The following is a 20,989-nucleotide window of genomic DNA, read 5'->3' as shown; positions in this document are numbered from 1 at the left end:
AACCCCCTATCTTATAAATATGTCACAAATTCAGAAACTGGTTTTCTATAGCCTCTCGCTTGTCTGCTCTCTACTTTTTCTTTTCCGAGTGTAATCATTAACACAGGAACCAAATCTGATTGAATGTTTAATACCTTTTTCATTGCTTCGGGATCAAAACCGATCATCGGGCAAGTATCCCAGCCTTTATTTTTAGCGGCAAGCATAAACAGCATGGCAGATAATGAAGCATTGCGGATCGCCTCTTCCTTCTGGAAATCGGCTCCTCTCTGCACATAAAAGCTCACGGTCTCTCTGACCATTTCTTCATATTGCTGCGCATTGATAATGCCTAGCATTTTTAGGCCTTCATATATGTTCCCTGCGTGCTCATAAGCTTTTGGATCTCCGAGTACGATGATCGCTGCTGAAGCAGAGTGCACTTTATATTGTCCAAATGCCGCTTCTCTTACTTGTTCTTTCAGCTCTTCTGTTTGGACGACAATATATTGTGTATGCTGTAAGTTAAAAGCGGATGGTGCCAGCTTGACCTCTTCAAATATGCTGTTAAGCTCTTCTCTCGAAATCGAGATATTTGGCAAAAAATTTGATGCGGATCGTCTTTCACGTACCAACGTATCAAAGCTGAGTGTCATCTTGTTTCCCCTTTTCGCGAAGTTGTTTTGCACCTAAACCGATTTTTTTCAGTAATTCAATGAGCTGCTCTTTTTCTTCTTTTTCAATAAAGGCTAGATTTTGTGAAATGACCTCTGTGTGTTTAGGGAAAATGTCGTCAAACAATTGCTTCCCTTTTTCCGTCAGCCGTACATGAAAGACCCGCTTATCTGAAGGCGCACATTGTCTTTTCACCAGTTCTTGTTTTTCTAGTTTGTTCACGACATATGTCATGCTTCCACTTGGGATTGACAGGATGTCGCTAATTTTTTGAACAGGCTGAGGCCCTTTACTGTAAAGCAATTCAAGGATCTGAAAGTTTTCAAATCCGATATCATAACGTTCAATGTCTTTTTGGATATTTGTAAAAAGGGCTTGATAGGCTTTCATCCACACGCGGAATAGCCTTAAATCTAATTCATGATCATGCTGCACCATGGCAACTACTCCTTTTTCAAGAAATCCTAAAACTAGGATAAATTTATCCTAACACTAGGATATTTTCTTGTCAACGAGTTTATTTCATAAAAAAAAAGACCACCTTGATTCAGTGATCCTCTTCTTTTAAGATAAAATGCATTTCAGCAATTTGCTTGTATTGATGTACTCCCTGTAATGAAAACCTAAATTCCAGATCCGCCGGTGAAAATAGAGGAATTCCTCTTCCAATCATGACAGGTACGATTTGAAGAAAAAGCTCATCAACCAATCTTGCTTGTATGCAAGATTGAAGCAGTCCCCCGCCGCCGACAATCCAAATATTCCGGCCTGTTTCATTCTTTAATTTTTTCACAAATGATAAGACATCTTCGCGAATGATATGGGTTCCTTCCAGACTGTCTTGTAAAGTACGTGACATGATATAACATGTCTTTCCTTCATAAGGAAACTCATCTGGTGACAGCTGAAGAACTTGTTCATATGTATTGCGCCCCATAATCAGCGTATCGACTGACGCATAAAAGGTGTCATAGCTCGTTTCTTCTTCGCCCTCTGTCCCTATCAGCCAATCGAGCCGGTGATCCTCTCTCGCTAAATATCCATCGATACTCATCGCCCCATAAAAAAGCAGCTTCCTTTTCTCACTCAATCCCACCACTCCCTCACTTCAAATAAGAACATATATTCTATTTTATCAAAAAGGAAAGACAAAGGCTACATAACTTTTTACGATTTCTGTTCCACCTTGAGGAGAAGCTCGTATAATTTATGCGCGAGCTTGCCGGCATCAATGGTCATTTCTTCGTGAATCCATTCCTCGAGTACACCCACGACACCAGACACGACAAAAGAGGCCTCTATTTGCTCATTCTCTGTAATCGGCCGCTGATCAAGCTGCCACTCTTTCATGATTTTTTCTTTGAAAAATGCTTTGAATTGGTTTGTCGTTGGGCCATTTGGTTTTACAAATAACGTCAACATATATTGATTCTCTTTCAAGTACTCAGTCGTTTTGTTTAAAAAGGAAAGCATATCAAGAGGGTCCTGACTTGGAAAGGTTTCATCATATAATCCCCCGAGCTGATCGAATAGTTCTTTCTCAAGCTGTTCATATAAATCAAACACATCTTGATAGTGCAAATAAAAGGTTCCCCTGCCTAAATCCGCTTTCCTTGATAGCTCTGATACCGTAATCTGCTGCACTTCCTTTTCCTTTAACAGCTCAAGAAAGCTTTCCCGAATGGCTCTTTTTGTTTTGATTGTTCGTCTATCCTTCATGACATCCCCTCCATTGCTGAACAATCAGGCGCCAAATGTCTATTTATGAACAGGATTTCATCCATTGCCGATGTTCGATTGGTTTACTTCTTATTATAATCAACACATGTTCAATAATCTATATGTGTTCAGTAAAGGAGGACCATCATATGTTTCATTTCAGACTTGCTAGAGAGGATGAACTGCCTCAAGTGGCAGAGTTGTTAGATGATTCGTTTCAGGACTATTCATTTTTTGACCTATTATGTGAAAAGGTCAAAAACCGGTCTGCTTTCGCTCGTCAGCTGCATTTGGTCAATACAAAGGTGTATTTTCAGCATCAAATCTGTTTGGTCGGGGTTGAGAACGAAAAAATTGTGACTGCTGCCCTTTTAAAGCATCCGCGTCTTCCTGAACCAGGTGTCATGGATTATGTGCTGTCAGGTGGGTTAAAGCTGCTCTTCACTGGCGGTATATCGGCGATTCAGCATGTGTTCCGTGTGTTAAAAGAGGCCAAAAAAGCGTGTTCTTCCTTAAAGCAGCCTTACTGGTATTTAGAAGCACTTGTCGTGGCAAAAGACCAGCAAGGAAAAAAACTCGGAAGCCGCATGTTAAAGCAATGCCTTTTTCCCTTTATCGCCCGGCAAGGCGGCGGACTGTTCACACTGATGACACACAACGAGGCCAATCGTCAGTTCTACCGGAAAAATGGCTGGATGGAGTTTGATGAAAGGGTACTGCGCGGAAAGGAAATGTCCTTGGAAAGCTGGAGCTATAAAACCGTGATTAAATAAGGTATCCTCGTCAGGTGATGATATAATAGAGTCAGTTCAATCAATGATCATACTTGGAGGAGAGACTGATGATACGACGACTTGATCATATCGTGTTGACTGTACAACATATGGAGGACACCATTCGCTTTTATACAAACGTATTAGGGATGAAGGAAGAAACTTTTGGTGAAGGCCGTAAAGCGCTTCGTTTTGGTTTACAGAAGATCAACCTCCATGAAGCTGGTCATGAATTTGAGCCAAAAGCGGCTCATCCTCTTCCTGGATCTCATGATTTGTGCTTTATCACCGATTTAGACATGGACAGTTTACTGCTGCACCTCCGGAAGCAAGTGGTCCCCATTGAAGAGGGGCCGGTCAGACGCACCGGTACATTAGGTCCTATTGAATCTGTTTATATCCGTGATCCTGATCTGAATTTAATTGAAATCTCTCGATATATAGAGGAGGGTGATCCGTCATGACTCGTATATTTTTGAGACCGATTGAAGAGCAAGATTATCCTGGTATTCAAAGAGGATGCCAGCATGCAGAGACACTTTATATGACTGGCACACGCAAAACGTTCACACTAGAAGAAATCCGCTCCGCCTATACCCGCTTTTTGCAAGATGACAGCAGACGAGATTTCGCTATTTGTCTGCTAGACACGAAAGAGATGATTGGGGATGCGGCGATTGTGGACATTGATCCATTCAATCATACGGCAAGCTTCCGCATTGCGCTTCACGCACCGGAGCATTTTCAAAAGGGCTATGGCACTGAAGCGGTTCGTATGGTTCAAGCATTTGCCTTTGACACATTAGAACTCAACCGTCTTGAGCTTGAAGTCTTTTCCCACAATCCAAGGGCCTTTCGAAGCTATGAGAAAGCCGGATTTCAATATGAAGGAAAAAGACGCCAAGCGCTCTATTTCAACGGTACATACTCAGATGTCATCATCATGGGCATCCTTCGTGAAGAATATAACCACATGATGAATACAGATGCTCCTGTTTAAGAAAAGTCGTCTTTTTTAAAAAATTGAATCCCAGTGACGATGATTAAACAAATAATGGAAGATAGAACGATAGAGACACTCGCTAGACTAAGCGCCATGCCTTCCCATCTTCCAATAAAAAAACTGACAATCAATAAAACCAAACCAAATAAAATCAAGCATATAGGGACAATGAACCCCGCATGGCGCTGCCGGCGTCTTTTCCCTGCCCACCATGAGAGACACAAGACAACGATTGTAAAAAAGGCGGTTTGCAGCCAGAACATGTGATATCAACTCCTAATCCATAACAATGGAGGTACTTCAAATGAACATTAGACCCATTGAGCAAAAAGACAACCCGTATATCGCAGCGATTATCCGCAGCTCACTAGAATCAGCGAATCTAGCGATTGAAGGAACAGCCTACACTGACCCCCAACTTGACCAGCTTTTCGAATACTATCAATCATTGACTCATGCAGCCTATTGGATTGCTGAAGAGCAGGGTGAGATTGTGGGCGGTGTAGGGATTGCTCCATTTACAAATGGAGTATGTGAATTACAAAAGCTTTATTTAAGTCCAAAAGCACAAGGAAAAGGTGCGGGCAAAAAACTGATGGATACGGCGCTGGAATATGCCTCTACATACTACGAAGCGTGTTATTTAGAAACCCGCCGGGAATTAACAGCGGCTATAGGCCTTTATCAGCGGTATGGCTTTTCTCTTCTTTCAGAACCGCTTGAAGGCTCTGAGCATTCTGCAATGGATGCTTGGTATCTCAAAACCTTCTCATCTTGAACCATAAAACAATCGATAGGTTTTGAGCCTCTGAAAGCCTAACTTCTCTGCTAGTTTGATTGAAGCTAGGTGATGGACATCGCAATCCCAGTGCAGTGTCCTCTTTTTTTCAAGACAGATGCTGATCATATGCTGAGCTGCCAGCAGTGCCAAACCTTTTCCTCGATATGTTTCATCTGTCCAAATATCTATCTCCGCACGATCCTTACTTGAAAAAATAGAGACACATTCACTTACCACGTTCTCTCCATCTAAAATGGCAATCCCGATTCCCATTGATAGAAAACGAGCTGTTTCTCCCCAATAGGCTTCGTAATAGCTGGGAGGAAAAGTCCTGCTTGCAGTCATCACCTGCTCATTTGTCCGCTCTACTCTATAGCCTTGATGAGGCTGAGCGGCATGAGAATATGCCTGTGAATAAACGTACGCATGTCTTTCCATTTCATTCAGATGTGACCCAAGACATTTTTTCATCATCGCATCTGTTAATGGATTTGCTGAAAATATGGTAAATCGGCCGTTTTGTCTTTTCTGCCTTTCGTACACATCCACGATAAAGGCTGAGCAGCGTAACAGCTCCGCTTCACTCCTTCCTGCTACATAATAAATGCCGCATGAAGCTTCGAGAAAATAAACAAGCGGATGCGCTTCATTATCTACATAAAGATTTCCTTGAATAAAACCATCCATGACCGCATCTACAAACACTGGATATGCCGGATCAATCTGCCGAATTCCTTTTTTCATTGATGGTGTCTTTTGCCGTTCTAAGAGATGCACGATTTCTCCTCCTTTCCTTCCATTATAAAGAAAAAGCTGCTGACATTCAGGTCTCTTTTCAGCAAAAGGAATTCTTCTGCATCAATAACGCAATTAAAAAAAGAGACCTTAGTTAAAAGGTCTCTTACTTCTGCATGACATTATTCTGCCGCTGCCTCTTCTGACACTTTTCCCTTCCAAATCAGGGTTAAGCCTAATCCAAGAAATAAGACAACACCTGCGAATAGAAATGGGAAGTGAATATTTTGGTCAAATAAGATGCCGCCAAGTGCCGGCCCGAAAATCGTACCTAGGCTTGTGTAGGTGGAGTTCATTCCTGCGACAAATCCTTGCTGGTTGCCAGCGATTTTAGATAAGAAGGTCGTTAATGCTGGACGTAATAAATCAAAGGCAAGGAAAATGACACATGTGACAATCAGAACAACCAAAAAGCCTGAAACAACAGTTGAAACGAAAGCAAGGACAGCCCCGATAATCAGACATAGCTGAATGACTCTTTTTTCTCCTAGGGCATTTACCAGTTTACCAAACACAAGTACTTGTATGATGACAGCCACAATCGAGCTGACGGTAATGATCACGGCAATATCTTTTGGACCAAATCCAAACTTATGATTTGTGAACAAGCTAAAGACTGTTTCATATGCAGATAGTCCAAATGCGAGGACAAACACAATGATAAAGGCGATGAGGTAGCTTGGATGAATTGATTTTTTCAAATCTTTAAAGAAAGTCGATTCTTTCACTTCATTCATTTGCTTCGCTCGCTCTTCTTTTGTTAAAGGCTCCTTCAGCATAAACATAGACGAAATAACGGCAATAAACGCAATCCCTGCCGCAAAGAAGAATGGCAGGCGTACGCCGTATTCTGCAATAAACCCGCCAATTCCCGGGCCAATGATAAAACCGGTACTAATGGCTGCAGAGACATAACCCATCGCCTTTGATCTTTCTTGAACGGTCGTAATATCTGCGACATACGCAGTGACAGCCGGCATAATAAATGCCGCACTAATGCCGCCTAGAAGCCTTGCAACATACAGAACATACACGTGTGTACCAAGACCAAAAACGAGTTCTGATAACGCGAATAGAAACAGCCCAGACACAATCATAATCTTTCTTCCGTAGCGGTCTACCCATCTACCTGCAATAGGTGATGCGATGAGCTGAGCAACGGCAAACGCCGCCACAAGGTATCCCATTGTACTTCCTGTTAGATGCATGACATTCATGAATAGCGGCATGACAGGAATAATGAGACCGATGCCTAAAAACGCAATAAATATATTACTTAATAAAATAACGAGTACTGCTTTTTGCTCACGAATCGGTTTTTGCATGATGTTTGTTTCCCCTTTACTGACTCACTTGTTACTCATGATGGTTGATTCCGTGAATAAACAATGAGATCGCCTCTTTTTGTAACTCTTTCTTCTGCTCGATGGTGTCATTTTTATATAACACGTCTAATCCATAAAAAACGGAAAGTAATATTTTCACTTTTGACTCCACATGCTGGATTGACCAGCTGCCATCTTTGTTTCCTTCAAGTAAGATATCTCTCATCACATCATCAAAATCGACATCAATCTTGTTCAGCCGTTCCATGACTTCGTCTGATGTAAAGGCACTGGCACAAAATTCCTCACTCGCTCTCATTAATGGGTAGTTAATCCCCATTTGACTGAGCAGTTCTGCAAACCCGGCAAGCTTGTCGATAGCTCGGTTCAGTGTTTTCTTCTCCTCTTGCCACGTTTCCATCATCAAACGATGATCCTCTTCCATAATATGAAGAAACAAAAACTCTTTTCCTTTGAAATGATGATAGAGATTGCCTTTACTCACCTCAGCAGCCTCTAAAATATCACGCACGGATGTTTCTGAATAACCTTTTTTCGCAAATAAATCACGAGAAGCGGTGACGATTTTTTGCTTCGTCTTCTCACTCTTTCCAGCCCCGCTTTGTGTACTTTTCATGTGTCACAATCCCTTTCTACCCTGCATTTCTTCATGCAGACTAAATAAAACCGACCAGTTGGTTTATTTTTAATTATAAATGGTTTTTCCTTATAATACAATGAAAAAGTCATCGACTTCATAAGGAGTGATTCATGTGAAAACAAACAGAACAGTCATTTGCGCTATCACCAAAAAGGACTTATATGTATTTTTCTTCTGCGACCTTTTCATGGCTGCTTTGGCGTACTACGTGTTCAAATTCAAACCAACCACATTTTATGAATGTGCAGGGGTCATGGGAAGTATACTATGTCCCTTTTTGATGAAAAAGTGGATATACCGGTGATCTCCTTTCAAATATATTCGTCATTCATTTAATTCTTCTTTATATTTAACTTCACTTAAATATAAAGATTGCCTATAATAGAAGAGAGGTGATGTCATTGGATGAGGAAATCATTCATTACGGTAAAAAGATCATTGAATACTCGAATGCTCTAGGCTCAATTTATGTAGAAGAGTATCAACGATTTTTAAAACATGAGTATGCAAATTTATCAGCCAAACAAGAGCTGACGCTTGAGCTGCTGCGCACGAAAACGAGAACAATCAATGAATTAGCTGATTACTTTTCGATTTCTGCCAGCGCAGCTAGCCAGCTTGTATCAAAGCTTGAGCAGCTCGGCTATGTCAAACGAGAAATTAATCCACATAACCGAAGAGAAATCATTGTTGATTTTGCTCAAAAGGGCCATGACTACCACAAGAATACGGAAGACATTCAATTGCACCTTATTCAAAAATATTATGCAAAGCTTCCAAAAGAAGATTTAAAAACATTACTATCTCTATACGAAAAAATCTATCAGATTGCAAAAGAAGCGCCTTAATACGGTGTTTCTCTCACTGATATTTAAGTTATCTAAACTATTAAGGGGATGAAAATATGCAAAGCATTCATTTACAAGATGGCCGGTACATTGGTTTGACTCAATACGGTGATCTTGAGGGGTTTCCAATTTTCTTTTTTCATGGAACACCTGGATCAAGAGTGATGTTTTTAGATGATGATCCAATCTCTCAAAAGCTCGGCATTCGTCTCATCTGTTTGGATCGACCTGGATTCGGTTTATCCACCCCTCTACCTGACCGCACAATTTTAGACTGGACAAAAGACGTGCTGGAAGTGGCAGATAATCTTGGCATTCAACATTTTTCAGTGATGGGTGTATCTGGAGGCGGCGCATTCGCAGCTGGTTGTGCCTATCAATTGCCGCATCGCGTCCTTTCAGCCGCTCTGATCTCAAGCACAACCCCTTTTCAAGGCGGAAAACCGCCAAAAAGCATGCTAAAAGAAAATAAATTAGCCTTTTTCCTTAGTAAGAAGTTTCCTTGGCTATTGAAAGCAAGCTATCGTTCCCAGAAAAAAATGATTGAGAACAAACCAGAGAAATTTAAGAAGCTGGCCAAAAACGGGAACAAGCATTTACATCCGTGGGATCGGCAATTCCTTCAAACCGATGAGCAGTTAGAGATGATGATGACACATTTATACGAAGCGACTCGTCAATCAGTGGATGAATGTATTCGTGAACCCATTTTACTCTCAAAACCATGGGCATTCGATATGAAAGATATTCAAATCCCTGTTGATGTCTGGCACGGAAAAGAAGATACAATGGCTCCATTTGTAGAAATAGAAAAAATAGCTCAGGCGATTCCAAACGTCAAAACCCATTTTATAGATCAAGCGGGGCACTTTCTTACTGATGTAGACGATATTTGGCGAGATATTTTACTCTCTTTAAAGGAACGTGCTGAACATCAGAAACAATGCATAAAAAAAGACCCAATATGACTTGGGTCTTTTTCTTCATTAATACTGTTCATAATACCTTTGCACTTTAACTGGATCTTTTGTCTTCGTCAGTGCCAGCATCAGCAGAATACGTGCTTTTTGCGGGTTTAATGAATCAGAGGACACAAAGTGATGTTCATCATCCGTTTTTTCGCGGGTGACAATTCCATTCCCCGTACGGCTTGATCTCACAAGAACCACATCTTTTTTCACTGCATCTGTTGCCCCTTTGATGGCTTCTGTAGACATCGTTCCATTTCCTGCTGCAGCCACGACAATCCCTTTCGCACCTGCTTTTACTGCGGCATCATACATATATTTTTGATCATTTTGATAGCCGTATAAAATATCAACTTGCGGCAATTCTTTTATCTTTGATACATCAAATTCACTTTCAGTCGTATGTTTTCTTGTCGGTTCGTTATAAAAGGACACCACTTCACCAGTAACTTCTCCGATGTACCCTTGCTCAAGTGACTTGAAGGCATCGGTTGTGGTCGTGTTTGTTTTCGTAACAAATCGAGCTGATGCAATTCGGTCATTTAATGTGACCATGACCCCTTTGCCCTTTGCTTCTTTGGCTGATGCAATTTTCACCGCATGATACAAGTTAAGCGGACCATCCGCACTGATTGCCGATGCTGGTCTCATTGAGCCAACGACCACCACAGGCTTATCACTTTTAACAACCAGATGTAAAAAGTAAGCTGTTTCTTCAAGTGTATCTGTTCCATGCGTGATGACAATGCCATCTACTTGATCATCTTTTAATAGTTCATTCACTCGCTTGGCTAATTTTAAAAGAAGAGCGTTATCAACATTTTCACTGCCGACATTCGCAACCTGCTCACCCGTGACATTTGCAATATCCTTCAGCTGTGGAACGGAAGCAATGACTTTATCAATGCCGAGTGAACCAGATTTATAGCCCGTCGTATCTGTATCACTGTCTGAACTGCCAGCAATCGTCCCGCCTGTAGCTAATACCTTAATATTTGATAAGGACTTATTCCCTGTTTCAACGACCTTGTTTTTCTCTTTTGTTTCATTGGATGCGTTTTCTTTTTCGCTTTGAGTATTTTCTTGAGTTCCCGTGTTCGCACAGGCTGCTGTCACCAGTAATAAAACAGAAAGAAGGACAGCACCTAACCATTTTGTCATGTTCATTGGATCATCTCTTTTCCTCATTTGATGGATTTCATGGCTAAATCTCTTTCTATAGGCTTTACTTTATACCATACCTTCATTCATCGGCATGAGGCTAAAGATACAGAACCAAATAAAGGTAAAAAGGGCATTATATTAATGATTTATTCAATTCTTATTACCTAAATTTGCTGTAATTAAGTTGAGTATTGAAGGTGGCGTATTTTAAAAATAACTGATGCTTGTTAATGAATTTATGATAAAATATAGTAAATTTTACAAAAAAGGAGTATACATTTTGCATTCGCTTCAACCCTTTTACAAAATCCTAATCACTCTATTCATCAGCTCTATTTTACTCGGCTTGTTTGTCTGCTTATTTCCACCTATTCAAGCTGAGCCTACGTTTCTGATATTTTATATTCCTATCTTTTTTGTTTTTTATTTCGTCTTTGCGGTTCCTTTGCAGTTATTGTTTTCTTTGCAGCCAAAGGCTTTCCATCCTCTTTATTTAGCTGCGTATTTACTGATTGCAATGGTTGTCATGCTCTTTTTCATTGATGGAATTGGGAGTCAAGCGTCTTTACCCATCATCATCATGAGCAGTCTTATCTACTGGACTTGTGATTCTTTGTTTTATCAAAGAATGCATGAAAAAAACACCTAACGCGAAGGTGTTTTTTTCATTAGTTTCTTTAAAGCATTTTTCTCATCAAATAATCGGTATCCATTTTGAGCGATCTTCCTAGGACGTACAAAATCCTTTTCTGTAAAGTGACAAAGGGCAATTTTGTAATGCTTAATCGCCTTCACTTGTTACATTTCTCCTATGCTTGACCACACAGCCAATCATGCCATAAAAAAATCACTGAGGAAATCTACCTCAGTGATGGGAATCGTTATTTCATACTTGTACCAGCATGTGAAAAGATCGGATCTTTCAATTCAAATTCGAATGTCTTTCCGTCCACAATACCGACTGTTTTTTCACTGTCATAAAGCTCAAGCAGACAAGCTGCCATTTCTTTTGATGTATGATATTTCTTGAAATTGCCTTCATATTCAAATTCGTCTACATCCAATGAACGCTTTGCAAATTCTGATTCTGTCGCGGAAGGTGCTAATATTTTTGCCTGTAACTTAGCTCCCTTTTCTTTCAACTCTAGTGCCAGTCCTTCTGTAAAGGCACTCACGTAAAACTTCGTGGCCGAATAGGTGACGGCATTGCCGACGACTGTATAGCCGGCTCGTGAAGAAATGTTAATGAGCTGCGCTCCCTCTACTTGCTCATAATCACGAACAAATAAGGTGGATAGAATCGTTAATGCTTCGATATTCAGATGAAGCATATCCCCTATTTTACTTAAATCTTGTTCTCCTATAGAGCCAAAGTGACCAAACCCTGCATTATTAATGAACGTATCCAGCTCATAATCTGACAATGATTCATAAAATGAATACACTTGCTCTATGTTTGTTAAATCGACTGACTGTATGACTACTTTGATATCGGGATATTGATCATGAATCTTCTCCTTCAATTCTTGGAGTTTATCGAGCCGGCGTGCAGCTAATATAAGATTTTTCCCTCGTGCTGCAAAGGCGAGAGCCGCCTCATATCCAATACCTGAGCTTGCTCCTGTAATGACTGTATAACTCATTTTATATCCCCCTATTCGCGTCTTCTAACTGGTTAAATTATAACGACAGCGTTTCGCTCAAGTCAATTTTGAAGAGAGTCAAAGGGCAGCATGTCTAACTTAGGACAGCTCCTCAGTCATTTCCTTTTGAATCATTTTGGAGGATATCATGTTGAGATTTTTTTGTTCATTTTTGAAAAACCAATTGGTAGGAATGTTCGATTAACTCCTCTACAAATGAGGATGGAATGTCTGCATCAAGGTAAATGGAATTCCAATGAGTCTTATTCATATAGTAGCCAGGGATAATTCCTTGAGGAAAGATATCTGACCCTTTTTACATTCACTTTTTTTTCAGAAACAGTAATAAAAGCACAGGCCCATTGTCTCCTGTGCTTTTGAATCACTCTACTTTTCTTATTCAAACGCCTTCTTCAATTGATCACTCATCAGATGCCAAGCTTCTTCAGCTATGGCTAAATCTCCGGCGTGCGTGAAGCCGTGTGGAACGCCTTTAAATTGTTTGTACGTGACGTCTACCCCAGCTTCTTTTAACTTGGCAGCATATTGTTCGGCTTCTTCAGCCAGCGAATCCCTCTCTGCTGTGATGACGAGAGCTGGAGGCATTTGTGCTAAGGATGAACGATCTGCAAAAACCGGAGAAACGAGCGGATTGTGCGGATCTTGGCCTTGCAGATAGAAGGCATTAAAGAGCCTCGCCAATTCAACTGGGATCGCTTCTTCAAACGCTGGCTTTTGTGCTGGATCAGTGGCTAGATCAAGCGGCGGATAATCAAGCACTTGATAGGCAATTGGGAGTGTATTTCCTCTTTGAATATTCAATAGACAAGCAGCCGTTGCCAAATTTCCTCCTGCGCTATGTCCGCCAATGGCTAATGCATTCCGATCGATTTGAAGCTCCTCAGGATGTTCATACAGCCACTTCAGTACATCGTAGCATTCATGAAGAGCGGCTGGGAAAGGGTGCTCGGGTGCAAGCTGATACTCGACATTGACGACGATACATTGCGCCCGGTCTGCAATGACTGGACACCAGGGATTATCCATTTCAGCACTGCCCATGATAAATCCGCCGCCATGTAAATTCACAAAAACAGGAAGCAGCTGTTTTTGTGTGTTCACTGGCTTAAATACCCACACCTTTGTTTCGCCAGCACTTGTTGGAATGTCATATTCCATTTTGTTCACTTCAGGAGGATTTACTGGCTTTAGTTCCGATTGACTCGCTAATGAACCTTCAGATGGCTGGCGTAATGAAGCAGCGATTTTGATTTGTTCTTCTAAGTTCATGATCTCAGACTCCTATCTTATTCATTTCTTAGTTACTCATTCGTTTCCTTTTCCTCTTTTCCTCCTACCGAATCAACAGCAACTTATATTGGTTCACTTTTTACCTATCTCCCCTTTTTCCCTCTCTTTGAAACAAGCATTGAGCAAATAAAAAAGCACTGCGGCGCTATGTCCTCAGTGCTTTTGATTTCTCTTATGATACTTGCTGTTCTACCTTCACTCGTTTAATGAAGAAAGCAATAATTAAACCAACGATGGTCATTATTACTGCAAAGATAAATGCATGCTGGACGCCATTTGTAAAGGCGAGCAGCTGATTCACCGGATTTGCGGGATCAGACACATTTTCCATAAAGCTGCGGGCGCCTGAAGAAAGGATCGAGATACCGACCGCTGTACCAATGGCTCCTGACACTTGCTGCAATGTATTCATAATCGCTGTACCATGCGGATATAGCTCTGGCGGCAGCTGATTCAATCCATTTGTTTGAGCAGGCATCATGATCATCGCGATTCCGATCATTAATGTAATATGAAGGGTGACAATGAATCCAATCGACGTATTCACACTTAGATTCGTAAAGCCAAACATCGTCGCTGCGACAATGACAAGACCTGGAATGACAAGCCATTTTGGACCAAACTTATCAAATAGACCACCCATGATTGGAGATAGGAGTCCGTTGATAATTCCACCTGGCAACAGCATTAAACCTGCTGTAAATGTAGAAAGCGCCAAGGATGTTTGCAGATACAATGGCAAAATCATCATAGCAGACAGCATCACCATCATACACACTAAAATTAGAAGCAACCCAATGACAAACATCGGATATTTAAACGGGCTTAAGTTCAGCATTGGTTCTTTCATGTTCAACTGTCTTAAAGAGAACACAAGAATCCCAATGACACCTACTACAATTGCCACGATCACATGCATACTGCTCCAGCCGCCGCCTTCACCGGCACTGCTAAAGCCATACACAATTCCGCCGAAACCAATGGTTGAAAGCACAATTGATAAGATGTCGATTTTCGGTCTTGTTGGTTCTGTAATATTTTGCATAAAGATATAACCAAATACGAGTGCAGCCATTAATAAAGGAAGTGAAATCCAGAAAATCCAATGCCACGTCAGCGATTTCAGAATAAGACCGGAGACGGTTGGACCGACTGCTGGTGCAAACATGATCACAAGACCAATAATCCCCATCGATCTGCCTCGTTTATGAGGCGGGATGATGACCAAAATCGTATTAAACATCAATGGCAGAAGCAATGCTGTACCGACTGCCTGCACGACACGTGCTACCATTAAAATACTAAAGACCGGCGCAACCGCCGCAATAAATGTTCCGATGATTGAAAAGACGAGCGATGTAATGAAAAGCTGTCTTGTCGTAAACCATTGAAGAATGAGTCCTGAAATCGGTACGAGAATACCAAGTGTTAATAAATATCCTGTTGTCAGCCACTGAGCAGTCGTCGCTTCAATTCCAAAGTCTAACGTTAAACTTCTCAGCGCCATGTTTAATGCCGTTTCACTGAACAGGCCAATAAATCCAGCCGTGATAAAAGAAATAATTATGGGCAGCGTTCGAATGTCAGAAGCTGCTGCTTTCTGTTTGTTCATATTAAGTTGGCTCCTTTTCTTTTTCAATTTAGATGAACCTTAGGAAGTCAGGGTGGTCAGAAATGAGCCACTTTCATGTCTATTGAAAGACGGATAAAATCTGTTTTTCTGCAGCAAATTGAGCGATTCTTTCGATTGAATAGCCGGATTCATGTATATAAAACATGAGCTCAGGCGTCATTGGAGAGGACATACATAACGTTGTCAGTTCTATATCCTGTATGTTCGCTTCTCCCTTTTCTCTCGCTTCCTCAAGCAAATCACGAATGATTTGTCTAAGTGATTGACTGTAATGACTATCATACACTTTACTTGTCTGCTCTAAATTCCCAGATATTGTAAGTATCCGAATCCAGTCTAGATGGTGACCGACGATGAGATGAATTTCTTCGATAACATAGCGCAAACGTTCACGGACCGGCTGATCACTTATTTTGCTCAAGTAAAGATGCAAAGCTGGGATCAGCTGTTCAAATCTCTCCCCAAGGATAGAAAGGCACAAATCACTTTTATTGGCGTAGCGGCGGTAAAGAGTACCCTGCCCAACACCAGCTGTTTTCGCAATTTTATGCATGCTGACATTTTCTACACCAAATTCTTGAAACAAGGAGAATGCGATCTCTTCAATTTCCTCCCCAATATCCTTTTCCACCATGCTCACCTTCTTTACCTTCATCCACATGTCACTTATCTCTATGTGTTAAATCAAAACACTTTAGGTTTTTCTTAGGACAATTGTCCCGATATTATCTTACGGACAACTGTCCGCAATGTCAATCATTATTTTTTACTTATGATTCTTCTTTCAATTCTATTAAATAATACACGCTGTTTATCATTATTTAGACCGATTTTCCCTTTTGAAAGAATCATGTATGATCAATAAAGAAAGCGCTTCCGTAAAAGGAGAGGAGAATGCGAATATGTACCGTATGAAACGAATGTTGATGCTGCTTGTCACTGGATTAGTCTTGAGTTTGTCCACATTTACTGCGGGTGCCTCGGCACAAACGGGTGGATCGTTTTATGAACCTTTTAACAACTATAATACGGGGTTATGGCAAAAAGCCGATGGATACTCGAATGGAAACATGTTTAACTGTACGTGGCGTGCAAATAACGTGTCGATGACCTCATCAGGTGAAATGCGTTTATCGCTCACAAGTCCCGCCTATAACAAGTTTGACTGCGGAGAAAACCGCTCCGTTCAAACGTACGGCTATGGGCTATATGAAGTCAACATGAAGCCAGCCAAAAATGTGGGGATCGTCTCTTCTTTCTTCACTTATACGGGACCGACTGATGGCACGCCTTGGGATGAGATTGACATTGAATTTCTAGGAAAAGATACGACAAAGGTACAGTTTAACTACTATACCAATGGTGTAGGGAATCATGAAAAGATCGTCAACCTTGGTTTCGATGCAGCGAACTCTTATCACACGTATGCATTTGACTGGCAGCCAAACTCTATCAAATGGTATGTCGATGGACAATTAAAACATACCGCCACCACTCAAATGCCTCAAACACCAGGGAAAATTATGATGAACCTGTGGAATGGTGCAGGTGTCGATGAATGGCTCGGCTCCTACAACGGTGTTACCCCGCTCCACGCACATTATAACTGGGTGCGTTACACAAAAAGATAACTCTATCAAAAAAACCTGTGATTTTTCACAGGTTTTTCTTCGTTTAATTAGAATGAGTTTTCAGCTGATGAGCGAGTTTTTTCTCATGATTGTGGATAATATCTTCATAACTTTCTATTTTGAAATCCAATCGTTTAATGGTCTCTTCGATTTCCTTTTGTTTTTGGACGAGTCTTTCTCGTTCATTGACCAAAATGTTTTTTCGCGAAGATAACGTATGATCATCATCCTCAAAAAATAAGGCTGTATATTCTCTAAGCGCATCAATCGAGAGCCCTGCATTTCTCATACACTTGATAAATTCGATCCATTGAAGATCATCCTCCGTATAATCACGAATCCCATGATCGTCACGTTTGATTTCCCTAATCAAACCAATATTTTCGTAATATCTAAGTGTCGCAGTAGATAAATCGAGCTGTTTTGCTGCTTGTGCTATTTTCATTGTGCCCTCCTTCTTTCTCTTACCTTCCGATCTCCCTTTCCTCATCATCTCCATTTTGAAAAAGAAAGCAAGATGCTTTTGGCTCAATTCTTGATTCAGGAATGTTGTAAAAGCCTGAATTCGTTATCACAGAAGGTTTTCTGTTGACTTATAGTTCACTTTAAGAAGTACAGTATAGAGGAAAGAATCGAATCTTATATTTGAAAGGATGATCAAGAATGTGTCAGACGCACCAATCAAATGTTTTAAGTGTTTCACACGCCAAAGCAAACTTTGAACGGACGACCATTGAACGAAGAGCGCTTCGTCCACATGATATTTTAATTGATATTCAATTTAGCGGGATCTGTCATTCAGATATCCACAGCGCTTTTGATGAATGGGGCGGCGGCATTTTCCCGATGGTTCCAGGTCATGAGATTACTGGGGTCGTTGCAGCTGTAGGGGATGATGTGACGAAGTTTCAGATCGGAGACCGTGTAGGCGTTGGCTGCTTTGTGGATTCCTGCGGCACCTGTGAGTATTGTCAAAATGGAGACGAGCAGTATTGCACAAAAGGGGTCGTCCAAACGTATAACAGCCGTGACTATGACGGGGAGCCGACTTATGGCGGCTACAGTCAAAAAATTGTCGTGACTGAACGATTTGTCGTCAGCATTCCTGATCAACTGCCCCTTGATGCCGCAAGTCCTCTTCTCTGTGCTGGCATTACAACTTATTCACCATTAAAGCACTGGAAGGCAGGCCCTGGCAAAAAGGTTGCTATCGTCGGAATGGGCGGGCTCGGCCATGTTGCTATTCAATTCGCGAGTGCTCTAGGCGCTGATGTGACGGTATTGAGCCGCTCTTTGAATAAAAAAGAAGAGGCGCTGTCATTTGGCGCAAAAGACTACTTTGCTACAAGTGATCCTGATACGTTTCAGACACTAGCCGGTCAGTACGACCTTATTCTCAATACGGTCTCTGCCAACATTAATGTGGATGCCTATTTGTCCTTACTCCGTGTAGATGGAACCTTGGTGAACGTCGGTGCACCGCCTAAGCCGGATCAATTCCACGTCTTTTCATTAATTTCCGGCCGCCGCAGCATTGCTGGTTCACTCGTTGGCGGCATCCAAGAAACACAAGAAATGCTCGATTTCGCAGCTGCTCATAACATTGCACCACAAATTGAAGTGATCAATGCGAATCAAGTTGATGAAGCGTATGAACGGGTGCTGAAAAGTGATGTGCGTTACCGGTTTGTGATTGATATTTCGACGTTATGATCGGATTCCATTTTGAAAGACTAGCTCAATGGCTGGTCTTTTTTTAACATGATTTCCTCATAAACAGCTTTTTACGTTTGAATGACTGGATACGGATATAAAGGCTGGCTCCCGAGCTGTAATTGTGGATATCCTGTTTTTCTTATAGCGAGGAGGATATGTTCAAATGAAAAAAATCACATCCAAAATTCCCACAAAATAACCTCCCTTTTTTAGAACAAAATTTATTGACAACAAATAAATAAACATGTTATTATTGAAAATTTGATTATTTTACCCATAAGTGTGGTACCCTTAAAGTAGATACATTATATGGAGGTGGATGATATGTTTCAAATTGGTGATAACATTGTTTATCCAATGCACGGAGCAGGTATAATTGAAGCCATAGAAGAAAAAGAATTCTCTGATGAAAAACAACAGTATTATGTGATTAAAATGTCAATCAGTCATATGAAAGTAATGATTCCAACACGGAAAATGTCAGGTTCACGTATTAGACCTGTTACAGATATACTGACTTTAAAGAATGTAATGCACATTTTCCAGCATGGCAAATCAGATCAATTACTGACATGGAAAGAACGGCATACAATTAACACAAACAAAATAAAAACGGGTAACATCCAAGACGGTGCTGAAGTTGTGCGTGATCTGATGCGTATGAAGAAAGAGAAAGCACTCAATGCAAGTGAAAAGAAAATGCTGGATGATGCCCATGAATTTTTGCTAAGTGAATTAGAAGTCATCAAAGGAATTACAGAAAAACAAATCAAAAGTTTCTGTTAAGAACCTCTTCCACACTCACCATTTTTGAATACAAGTTCTCTACGAACATGTCCATCCTTCAATTTATTAAAGAAAAAAAGAATTTATTTAGGCAAATTCCGCATATTGTAAATCCAATATGCTATACTGTTGATAAACCTTTGAAGCATGAATTTTTTTACGATTACCTTGTAACACCTCCCTACTTGTACGCTGAGTAGGGTTTTTTATTGAAAAAATGCGTGAAAGCATAAAAAAACAGGCTCTCTACAGAGAACCTGTTTTAAAAGGATGAAGATTAAGCAGTTTTTTGAACGTTAGCAGCTTGAGCTCCACGAGAACCTTGCTCTACGTCAAATGTTACTTTTTGACCTTCGTCTAAAGATTTGAATCCGTCACCTTGGATAGCTGAGAAATGTACGAATACATCGTCGCCTTCTTCACGTTCGATAAATCCAAAACCTTTTTCTGCGTTAAACCATTTTACTGTACCTTGTTCCATGTTTGTTGCCTCCTCGTGCGTATACCACACAATGTATTATACTATCCTTGCCCAAAGTATCCTCAAGACGAAAAGTCTTTCTTCATGCTATCCTTTACGCCGAACAAAAATAATTATTCTTATTGTAGCATGAATCGGAAATAATTGCAATTTAGGATTTAAAAGAACACCACACATGAAATATCGTGACACTAATTAGGCAGGAGGAGCTTAATGATGGAATGATTTTGGTTAAAAAGAAGAAACCCTCCTTTGTAGCGCGTCCCCTTGTGCATAAAATTAGTTTTTTCAGCTCCAAAAGGGAGTCTTCATCTAAATTCTCTCTAAAATCGACTTAACAAAATTTGTTTTTTCCTCTGCATATTTGTGTTTGTCATTTTTATTTTCATTTGATAGGTTAAGTTTAAGCTGTTGGTACTCACTTCTTGCTAGTTCGTTACTTCTAAGGTAATCCCTAAAATTTATTTGTTCGAGTAGATATCTATTGCCCGTTTGATACATATGAATTTGATGTGTACGTGGTTCTCCTTTGCTGAAATAGTGTCTTTCAGGTAACACATTGATGCCTCTATATGAATAACCAATCCCTTGCAAAGCTGTTACGCACTGTTCTCCGTCAAGAAAATGATTGATTTCAATCGCAATATCAATAATAGGTTTCGCACTCAAACCATTTACTGCTGTACTTCCAATATGGTGTACATTCACTATGTACTTTCCGATAACTTCTATTATTTGTTTCTTTTCACTTTCAAATTCTTTGACCCATTCAATAGACCAAGGTACTAAAAAAACTTCCCCTCTTGGTAATCCAAGCATTTTATCACCCCACTTTATGATTTTGTTGTTTATTGGAATTATACGTCACATTGATAGAGAATACCTTACTAATAGTTGTGTAGGATTTAGCAATATAACCTTTTAAACGTTATTAGTATGATTGGACTCTTTTATAATCTCCTTTTTAATACATTGTTTAGAGTAAATCCCATCTGAGAGGCAAAGCCGTTTTTCTTTAAATAAGAGAGATACTCATGTATATCACCTATTACCTAGTTTAAAAAACTTGTTATAATTCTTGATCTTGAAATATCCTA

26 protein-coding genes and 1 pseudogene are annotated in these 20,989 nt (G+C 40.4%); 9 read left to right on the top strand and 18 right to left on the bottom strand.

From position 1 onward, the window contains the following. Nucleotides 1–11: 11 nt before the first annotated feature. From NST65_RS02820 to NST65_RS02805, 4 genes are all read right to left on the bottom strand, one after another. Nucleotides 12–635, bottom strand: a complete 624-nt coding sequence (locus NST65_RS02820; protein WP_070326732.1) for a nitroreductase family protein — start codon at nt 633–635, stop codon at nt 12–14. Continuing rightward, a complete protein-coding gene (locus tag NST65_RS02815; protein WP_041116800.1) occupies nt 619–1,092 on the bottom strand; it encodes a MarR family transcriptional regulator in 474 nt (157 codons plus the stop codon). Before NST65_RS02815 ends, NST65_RS02820 begins: the two co-directional genes overlap by 17 nt. A gap of 109 nt (nt 1,093–1,201) precedes the next feature. Then, complete coding sequence (locus NST65_RS02810; protein ID WP_327825469.1) at nt 1,202–1,744, bottom strand: dihydrofolate reductase family protein; 543 nt, start codon at nt 1,742–1,744, stop codon at nt 1,202–1,204. Between the two features lie 77 nt (nt 1,745–1,821). After that, nucleotides 1,822–2,373, bottom strand: a complete 552-nt coding sequence (locus NST65_RS02805) for a TetR/AcrR family transcriptional regulator (protein WP_144496834.1) — start codon at nt 2,371–2,373, stop codon at nt 1,822–1,824. Nucleotides 2,374–2,522: 149 nt separating this feature from the next. On the opposite strand from NST65_RS02805, the gene NST65_RS02800 reads away from it, so the two are divergent. From NST65_RS02800 to NST65_RS02790, 3 genes are all read left to right on the top strand, one after another. Next, complete coding sequence (locus NST65_RS02800; RefSeq protein ID WP_342489304.1) at nt 2,523–3,146, top strand: GNAT family N-acetyltransferase; 624 nt, start codon at nt 2,523–2,525, stop codon at nt 3,144–3,146. A gap of 68 nt (nt 3,147–3,214) precedes the next feature. After that, nucleotides 3,215–3,610 carry a VOC family protein gene (locus NST65_RS02795; protein WP_024425420.1) on the top strand — a complete coding sequence of 132 codons (396 nt, stop codon included), beginning with the start codon at nt 3,215–3,217 and terminating at the stop codon, nt 3,608–3,610. Beyond that, nucleotides 3,607–4,146, top strand: coding sequence for a GNAT family protein (locus NST65_RS02790; RefSeq protein ID WP_211043804.1), 540 nt, complete (start codon nt 3,607–3,609; stop codon nt 4,144–4,146). The genes NST65_RS02795 and NST65_RS02790 overlap by 4 nt, the downstream gene beginning before the upstream one ends. Here the strand turns inward: NST65_RS02790 and NST65_RS02785 are convergent. Beyond that, the gene (locus NST65_RS02785; RefSeq protein WP_034284090.1) at nt 4,143–4,412 is read right to left on the bottom strand and encodes a YesK-like family protein; all 270 of its coding nucleotides are present in this window, start codon (nt 4,410–4,412) and stop codon (nt 4,143–4,145) included. The genes NST65_RS02790 and NST65_RS02785 overlap by 4 nt on opposite strands. Before the next feature lie 41 nt (nt 4,413–4,453). On the opposite strand from NST65_RS02785, the gene NST65_RS02780 reads away from it, so the two are divergent. Continuing rightward, nucleotides 4,454–4,927: a GNAT family N-acetyltransferase gene (locus NST65_RS02780; protein ID WP_342489303.1), complete on the top strand. Its 474-nt coding sequence runs from the start codon at nt 4,454–4,456 to the stop codon at nt 4,925–4,927. On the opposite strand, the gene NST65_RS02775 is transcribed toward NST65_RS02780, so the two are convergent. From NST65_RS02775 to NST65_RS02765, 3 genes are all read right to left on the bottom strand, one after another. After that, nucleotides 4,919–5,707: a GNAT family N-acetyltransferase gene (locus NST65_RS02775; RefSeq protein ID WP_342489302.1), complete on the bottom strand. Its 789-nt coding sequence runs from the start codon at nt 5,705–5,707 to the stop codon at nt 4,919–4,921. The genes NST65_RS02780 and NST65_RS02775 overlap by 9 nt on opposite strands. 140 nt (nt 5,708–5,847) lie before the next feature. Beyond that, on the bottom strand, nt 5,848–7,050 hold the full coding sequence (locus NST65_RS02770; RefSeq protein WP_034284096.1) for a tetracycline resistance MFS efflux pump: 1,203 nt from the start codon (nt 7,048–7,050) through the stop codon (nt 5,848–5,850). Between the two features lie 31 nt (nt 7,051–7,081). Beyond that, nucleotides 7,082–7,687 carry a TetR/AcrR family transcriptional regulator gene (locus NST65_RS02765; protein WP_342489301.1) on the bottom strand — a complete coding sequence of 202 codons (606 nt, stop codon included), beginning with the start codon at nt 7,685–7,687 and terminating at the stop codon, nt 7,082–7,084. A 419-nt stretch (nt 7,688–8,106) separates the two neighbouring features. On the opposite strand from NST65_RS02765, the gene NST65_RS02760 reads away from it, so the two are divergent. Both NST65_RS02760 and NST65_RS02755 read left to right on the top strand, forming a co-directional pair. Next, a complete protein-coding gene (locus NST65_RS02760; protein ID WP_268480586.1) occupies nt 8,107–8,559 on the top strand; it encodes a MarR family winged helix-turn-helix transcriptional regulator in 453 nt (150 codons plus the stop codon). A 56-nt stretch (nt 8,560–8,615) separates the two neighbouring features. Beyond that, entirely contained in the window at nt 8,616–9,527 is a 912-nt protein-coding gene (locus NST65_RS02755) for an alpha/beta hydrolase (protein WP_342489300.1), read from the top strand. Nucleotides 9,528–9,545: 18 nt separating this feature from the next. Here the strand turns inward: NST65_RS02755 and NST65_RS02750 are convergent, their stop codons facing one another. From NST65_RS02750 to NST65_RS02720, 7 genes and pseudogenes are all read right to left on the bottom strand, one after another. Beyond that, nucleotides 9,546–10,694, bottom strand: a complete 1,149-nt coding sequence (locus tag NST65_RS02750; RefSeq protein ID WP_111927690.1) for a type II asparaginase — start codon at nt 10,692–10,694, stop codon at nt 9,546–9,548. A 642-nt stretch (nt 10,695–11,336) separates the two neighbouring features. Further along, entirely contained in the window at nt 11,337–11,486 is a 150-nt protein-coding gene (locus NST65_RS02745) for a hypothetical protein (protein ID WP_157840126.1), read from the bottom strand. 86 nt (nt 11,487–11,572) lie between these two features. Then, nucleotides 11,573–12,334 carry an SDR family NAD(P)-dependent oxidoreductase gene (locus tag NST65_RS02740; protein ID WP_342489299.1) on the bottom strand — a complete coding sequence of 254 codons (762 nt, stop codon included), beginning with the start codon at nt 12,332–12,334 and terminating at the stop codon, nt 11,573–11,575. Between the two features lie 166 nt (nt 12,335–12,500). Next, a pseudogene (locus NST65_RS02735) lies at nt 12,501–12,629 on the bottom strand (MmcQ/YjbR family DNA-binding protein); the annotation flags it as partial. 101 nt (nt 12,630–12,730) lie between these two features. Further along, on the bottom strand, nt 12,731–13,624 hold the full coding sequence (locus tag NST65_RS02730) for an alpha/beta hydrolase (protein WP_342489298.1): 894 nt from the start codon (nt 13,622–13,624) through the stop codon (nt 12,731–12,733). Between the two features lie 193 nt (nt 13,625–13,817). Beyond that, nucleotides 13,818–15,257: a DHA2 family efflux MFS transporter permease subunit gene (locus NST65_RS02725; RefSeq protein ID WP_065215272.1), complete on the bottom strand. Its 1,440-nt coding sequence runs from the start codon at nt 15,255–15,257 to the stop codon at nt 13,818–13,820. A 79-nt stretch (nt 15,258–15,336) separates the two neighbouring features. Continuing rightward, nucleotides 15,337–15,909: a TetR/AcrR family transcriptional regulator gene (locus tag NST65_RS02720; protein WP_342489377.1), complete on the bottom strand. Its 573-nt coding sequence runs from the start codon at nt 15,907–15,909 to the stop codon at nt 15,337–15,339. A gap of 271 nt (nt 15,910–16,180) precedes the next feature. Between NST65_RS02720 and NST65_RS02715 the strand changes: the two genes are divergently transcribed. After that, nucleotides 16,181–16,909, top strand: coding sequence for a glycoside hydrolase family 16 protein (locus NST65_RS02715; protein WP_342489297.1), 729 nt, complete (start codon nt 16,181–16,183; stop codon nt 16,907–16,909). 43 nt (nt 16,910–16,952) lie between these two features. Here the strand turns inward: NST65_RS02715 and NST65_RS02710 are convergent, their stop codons facing one another. Beyond that, on the bottom strand, nt 16,953–17,354 hold the full coding sequence (locus NST65_RS02710) for a MerR family transcriptional regulator (protein ID WP_008346757.1): 402 nt from the start codon (nt 17,352–17,354) through the stop codon (nt 16,953–16,955). A gap of 218 nt (nt 17,355–17,572) precedes the next feature. Here NST65_RS02710 and NST65_RS02705 point away from each other — a divergent pair, with 218 nt between their 5' ends. After that, nucleotides 17,573–18,622, top strand: a complete 1,050-nt coding sequence (locus NST65_RS02705) for an NAD(P)-dependent alcohol dehydrogenase (RefSeq protein ID WP_111927695.1) — start codon at nt 17,573–17,575, stop codon at nt 18,620–18,622. A gap of 327 nt (nt 18,623–18,949) precedes the next feature. Then, a complete protein-coding gene (locus NST65_RS02700) occupies nt 18,950–19,411 on the top strand; it encodes a CarD family transcriptional regulator (protein ID WP_111927696.1) in 462 nt (153 codons plus the stop codon). 277 nt (nt 19,412–19,688) lie between these two features. Here NST65_RS02700 and NST65_RS02695 read toward each other — a convergent pair whose 3' ends face one another. Continuing rightward, nucleotides 19,689–19,892 carry a cold-shock protein gene (locus NST65_RS02695; protein ID WP_003214229.1) on the bottom strand — a complete coding sequence of 68 codons (204 nt, stop codon included), beginning with the start codon at nt 19,890–19,892 and terminating at the stop codon, nt 19,689–19,691. Between the two features lie 312 nt (nt 19,893–20,204). Beyond that, complete coding sequence (locus NST65_RS02690) at nt 20,205–20,711, bottom strand: GrpB family protein (RefSeq protein ID WP_111927697.1); 507 nt, start codon at nt 20,709–20,711, stop codon at nt 20,205–20,207. Nucleotides 20,712–20,989 lie beyond the last annotated feature (278 nt).

Source organism: Bacillus sp. FSL P4-0248 (genome assembly GCF_038593305.1).
GTDB classification, from domain to species: domain Bacteria; phylum Bacillota; class Bacilli; order Bacillales; family Bacillaceae; genus Bacillus; species Bacillus safensis.
Note: the sequence above shows the minus strand (reverse complement) of the source record. Positions and strands in the feature narration are given on the sequence as shown.

Bases quoted from the DNA above. Each gene is read 5' to 3' on its own strand.
- NST65_RS02820 (WP_070326732.1), bottom strand. From the start codon at position 635: ATGACACTCAGCTTTGATACGTTGGTACGTGAAAGACGATCCGCATCA.
- NST65_RS02815 (WP_041116800.1), bottom strand. From the start codon at position 1,092: ATGGTGCAGCATGATCATGAATTAGATTTAAGGCTATTCCGCGTGTGG.
- NST65_RS02805 (WP_144496834.1), bottom strand. From the start codon at position 2,373: ATGAAGGATAGACGAACAATCAAAACAAAAAGAGCCATTCGGGAAAGC.
- NST65_RS02800 (WP_342489304.1), top strand. From the start codon at position 2,523: ATGTTTCATTTCAGACTTGCTAGAGAGGATGAACTGCCTCAAGTGGCA.
- NST65_RS02795 (WP_024425420.1), top strand. From the start codon at position 3,215: ATGATACGACGACTTGATCATATCGTGTTGACTGTACAACATATGGAG.
- NST65_RS02790 (WP_211043804.1), top strand. From the start codon at position 3,607: ATGACTCGTATATTTTTGAGACCGATTGAAGAGCAAGATTATCCTGGT.
- NST65_RS02785 (WP_034284090.1), bottom strand. From the start codon at position 4,412: ATGTTCTGGCTGCAAACCGCCTTTTTTACAATCGTTGTCTTGTGTCTC.
- NST65_RS02780 (WP_342489303.1), top strand. From the start codon at position 4,454: ATGAACATTAGACCCATTGAGCAAAAAGACAACCCGTATATCGCAGCG.
- NST65_RS02770 (WP_034284096.1), bottom strand. From the start codon at position 7,050: ATGCAAAAACCGATTCGTGAGCAAAAAGCAGTACTCGTTATTTTATTA.
- NST65_RS02765 (WP_342489301.1), bottom strand. From the start codon at position 7,687: ATGAAAAGTACACAAAGCGGGGCTGGAAAGAGTGAGAAGACGAAGCAA.
- NST65_RS02760 (WP_268480586.1), top strand. From the start codon at position 8,107: ATGTCATTGGATGAGGAAATCATTCATTACGGTAAAAAGATCATTGAA.
- NST65_RS02755 (WP_342489300.1), top strand. From the start codon at position 8,616: ATGCAAAGCATTCATTTACAAGATGGCCGGTACATTGGTTTGACTCAA.
- NST65_RS02750 (WP_111927690.1), bottom strand. From the start codon at position 10,694: ATGAACATGACAAAATGGTTAGGTGCTGTCCTTCTTTCTGTTTTATTA.
- NST65_RS02740 (WP_342489299.1), bottom strand. From the start codon at position 12,334: ATGAGTTATACAGTCATTACAGGAGCAAGCTCAGGTATTGGATATGAG.
- NST65_RS02730 (WP_342489298.1), bottom strand. From the start codon at position 13,624: ATGAACTTAGAAGAACAAATCAAAATCGCTGCTTCATTACGCCAGCCA.
- NST65_RS02725 (WP_065215272.1), bottom strand. From the start codon at position 15,257: ATGAACAAACAGAAAGCAGCAGCTTCTGACATTCGAACGCTGCCCATA.
- NST65_RS02715 (WP_342489297.1), top strand. From the start codon at position 16,181: ATGTACCGTATGAAACGAATGTTGATGCTGCTTGTCACTGGATTAGTC.
- NST65_RS02710 (WP_008346757.1), bottom strand. From the start codon at position 17,354: ATGAAAATAGCACAAGCAGCAAAACAGCTCGATTTATCTACTGCGACA.
- NST65_RS02705 (WP_111927695.1), top strand. From the start codon at position 17,573: ATGTGTCAGACGCACCAATCAAATGTTTTAAGTGTTTCACACGCCAAA.
- NST65_RS02700 (WP_111927696.1), top strand. From the start codon at position 18,950: ATGTTTCAAATTGGTGATAACATTGTTTATCCAATGCACGGAGCAGGT.
- NST65_RS02695 (WP_003214229.1), bottom strand. From the start codon at position 19,892: ATGGAACAAGGTACAGTAAAATGGTTTAACGCAGAAAAAGGTTTTGGA.
- NST65_RS02690 (WP_111927697.1), bottom strand. From the start codon at position 20,711: ATGCTTGGATTACCAAGAGGGGAAGTTTTTTTAGTACCTTGGTCTATT.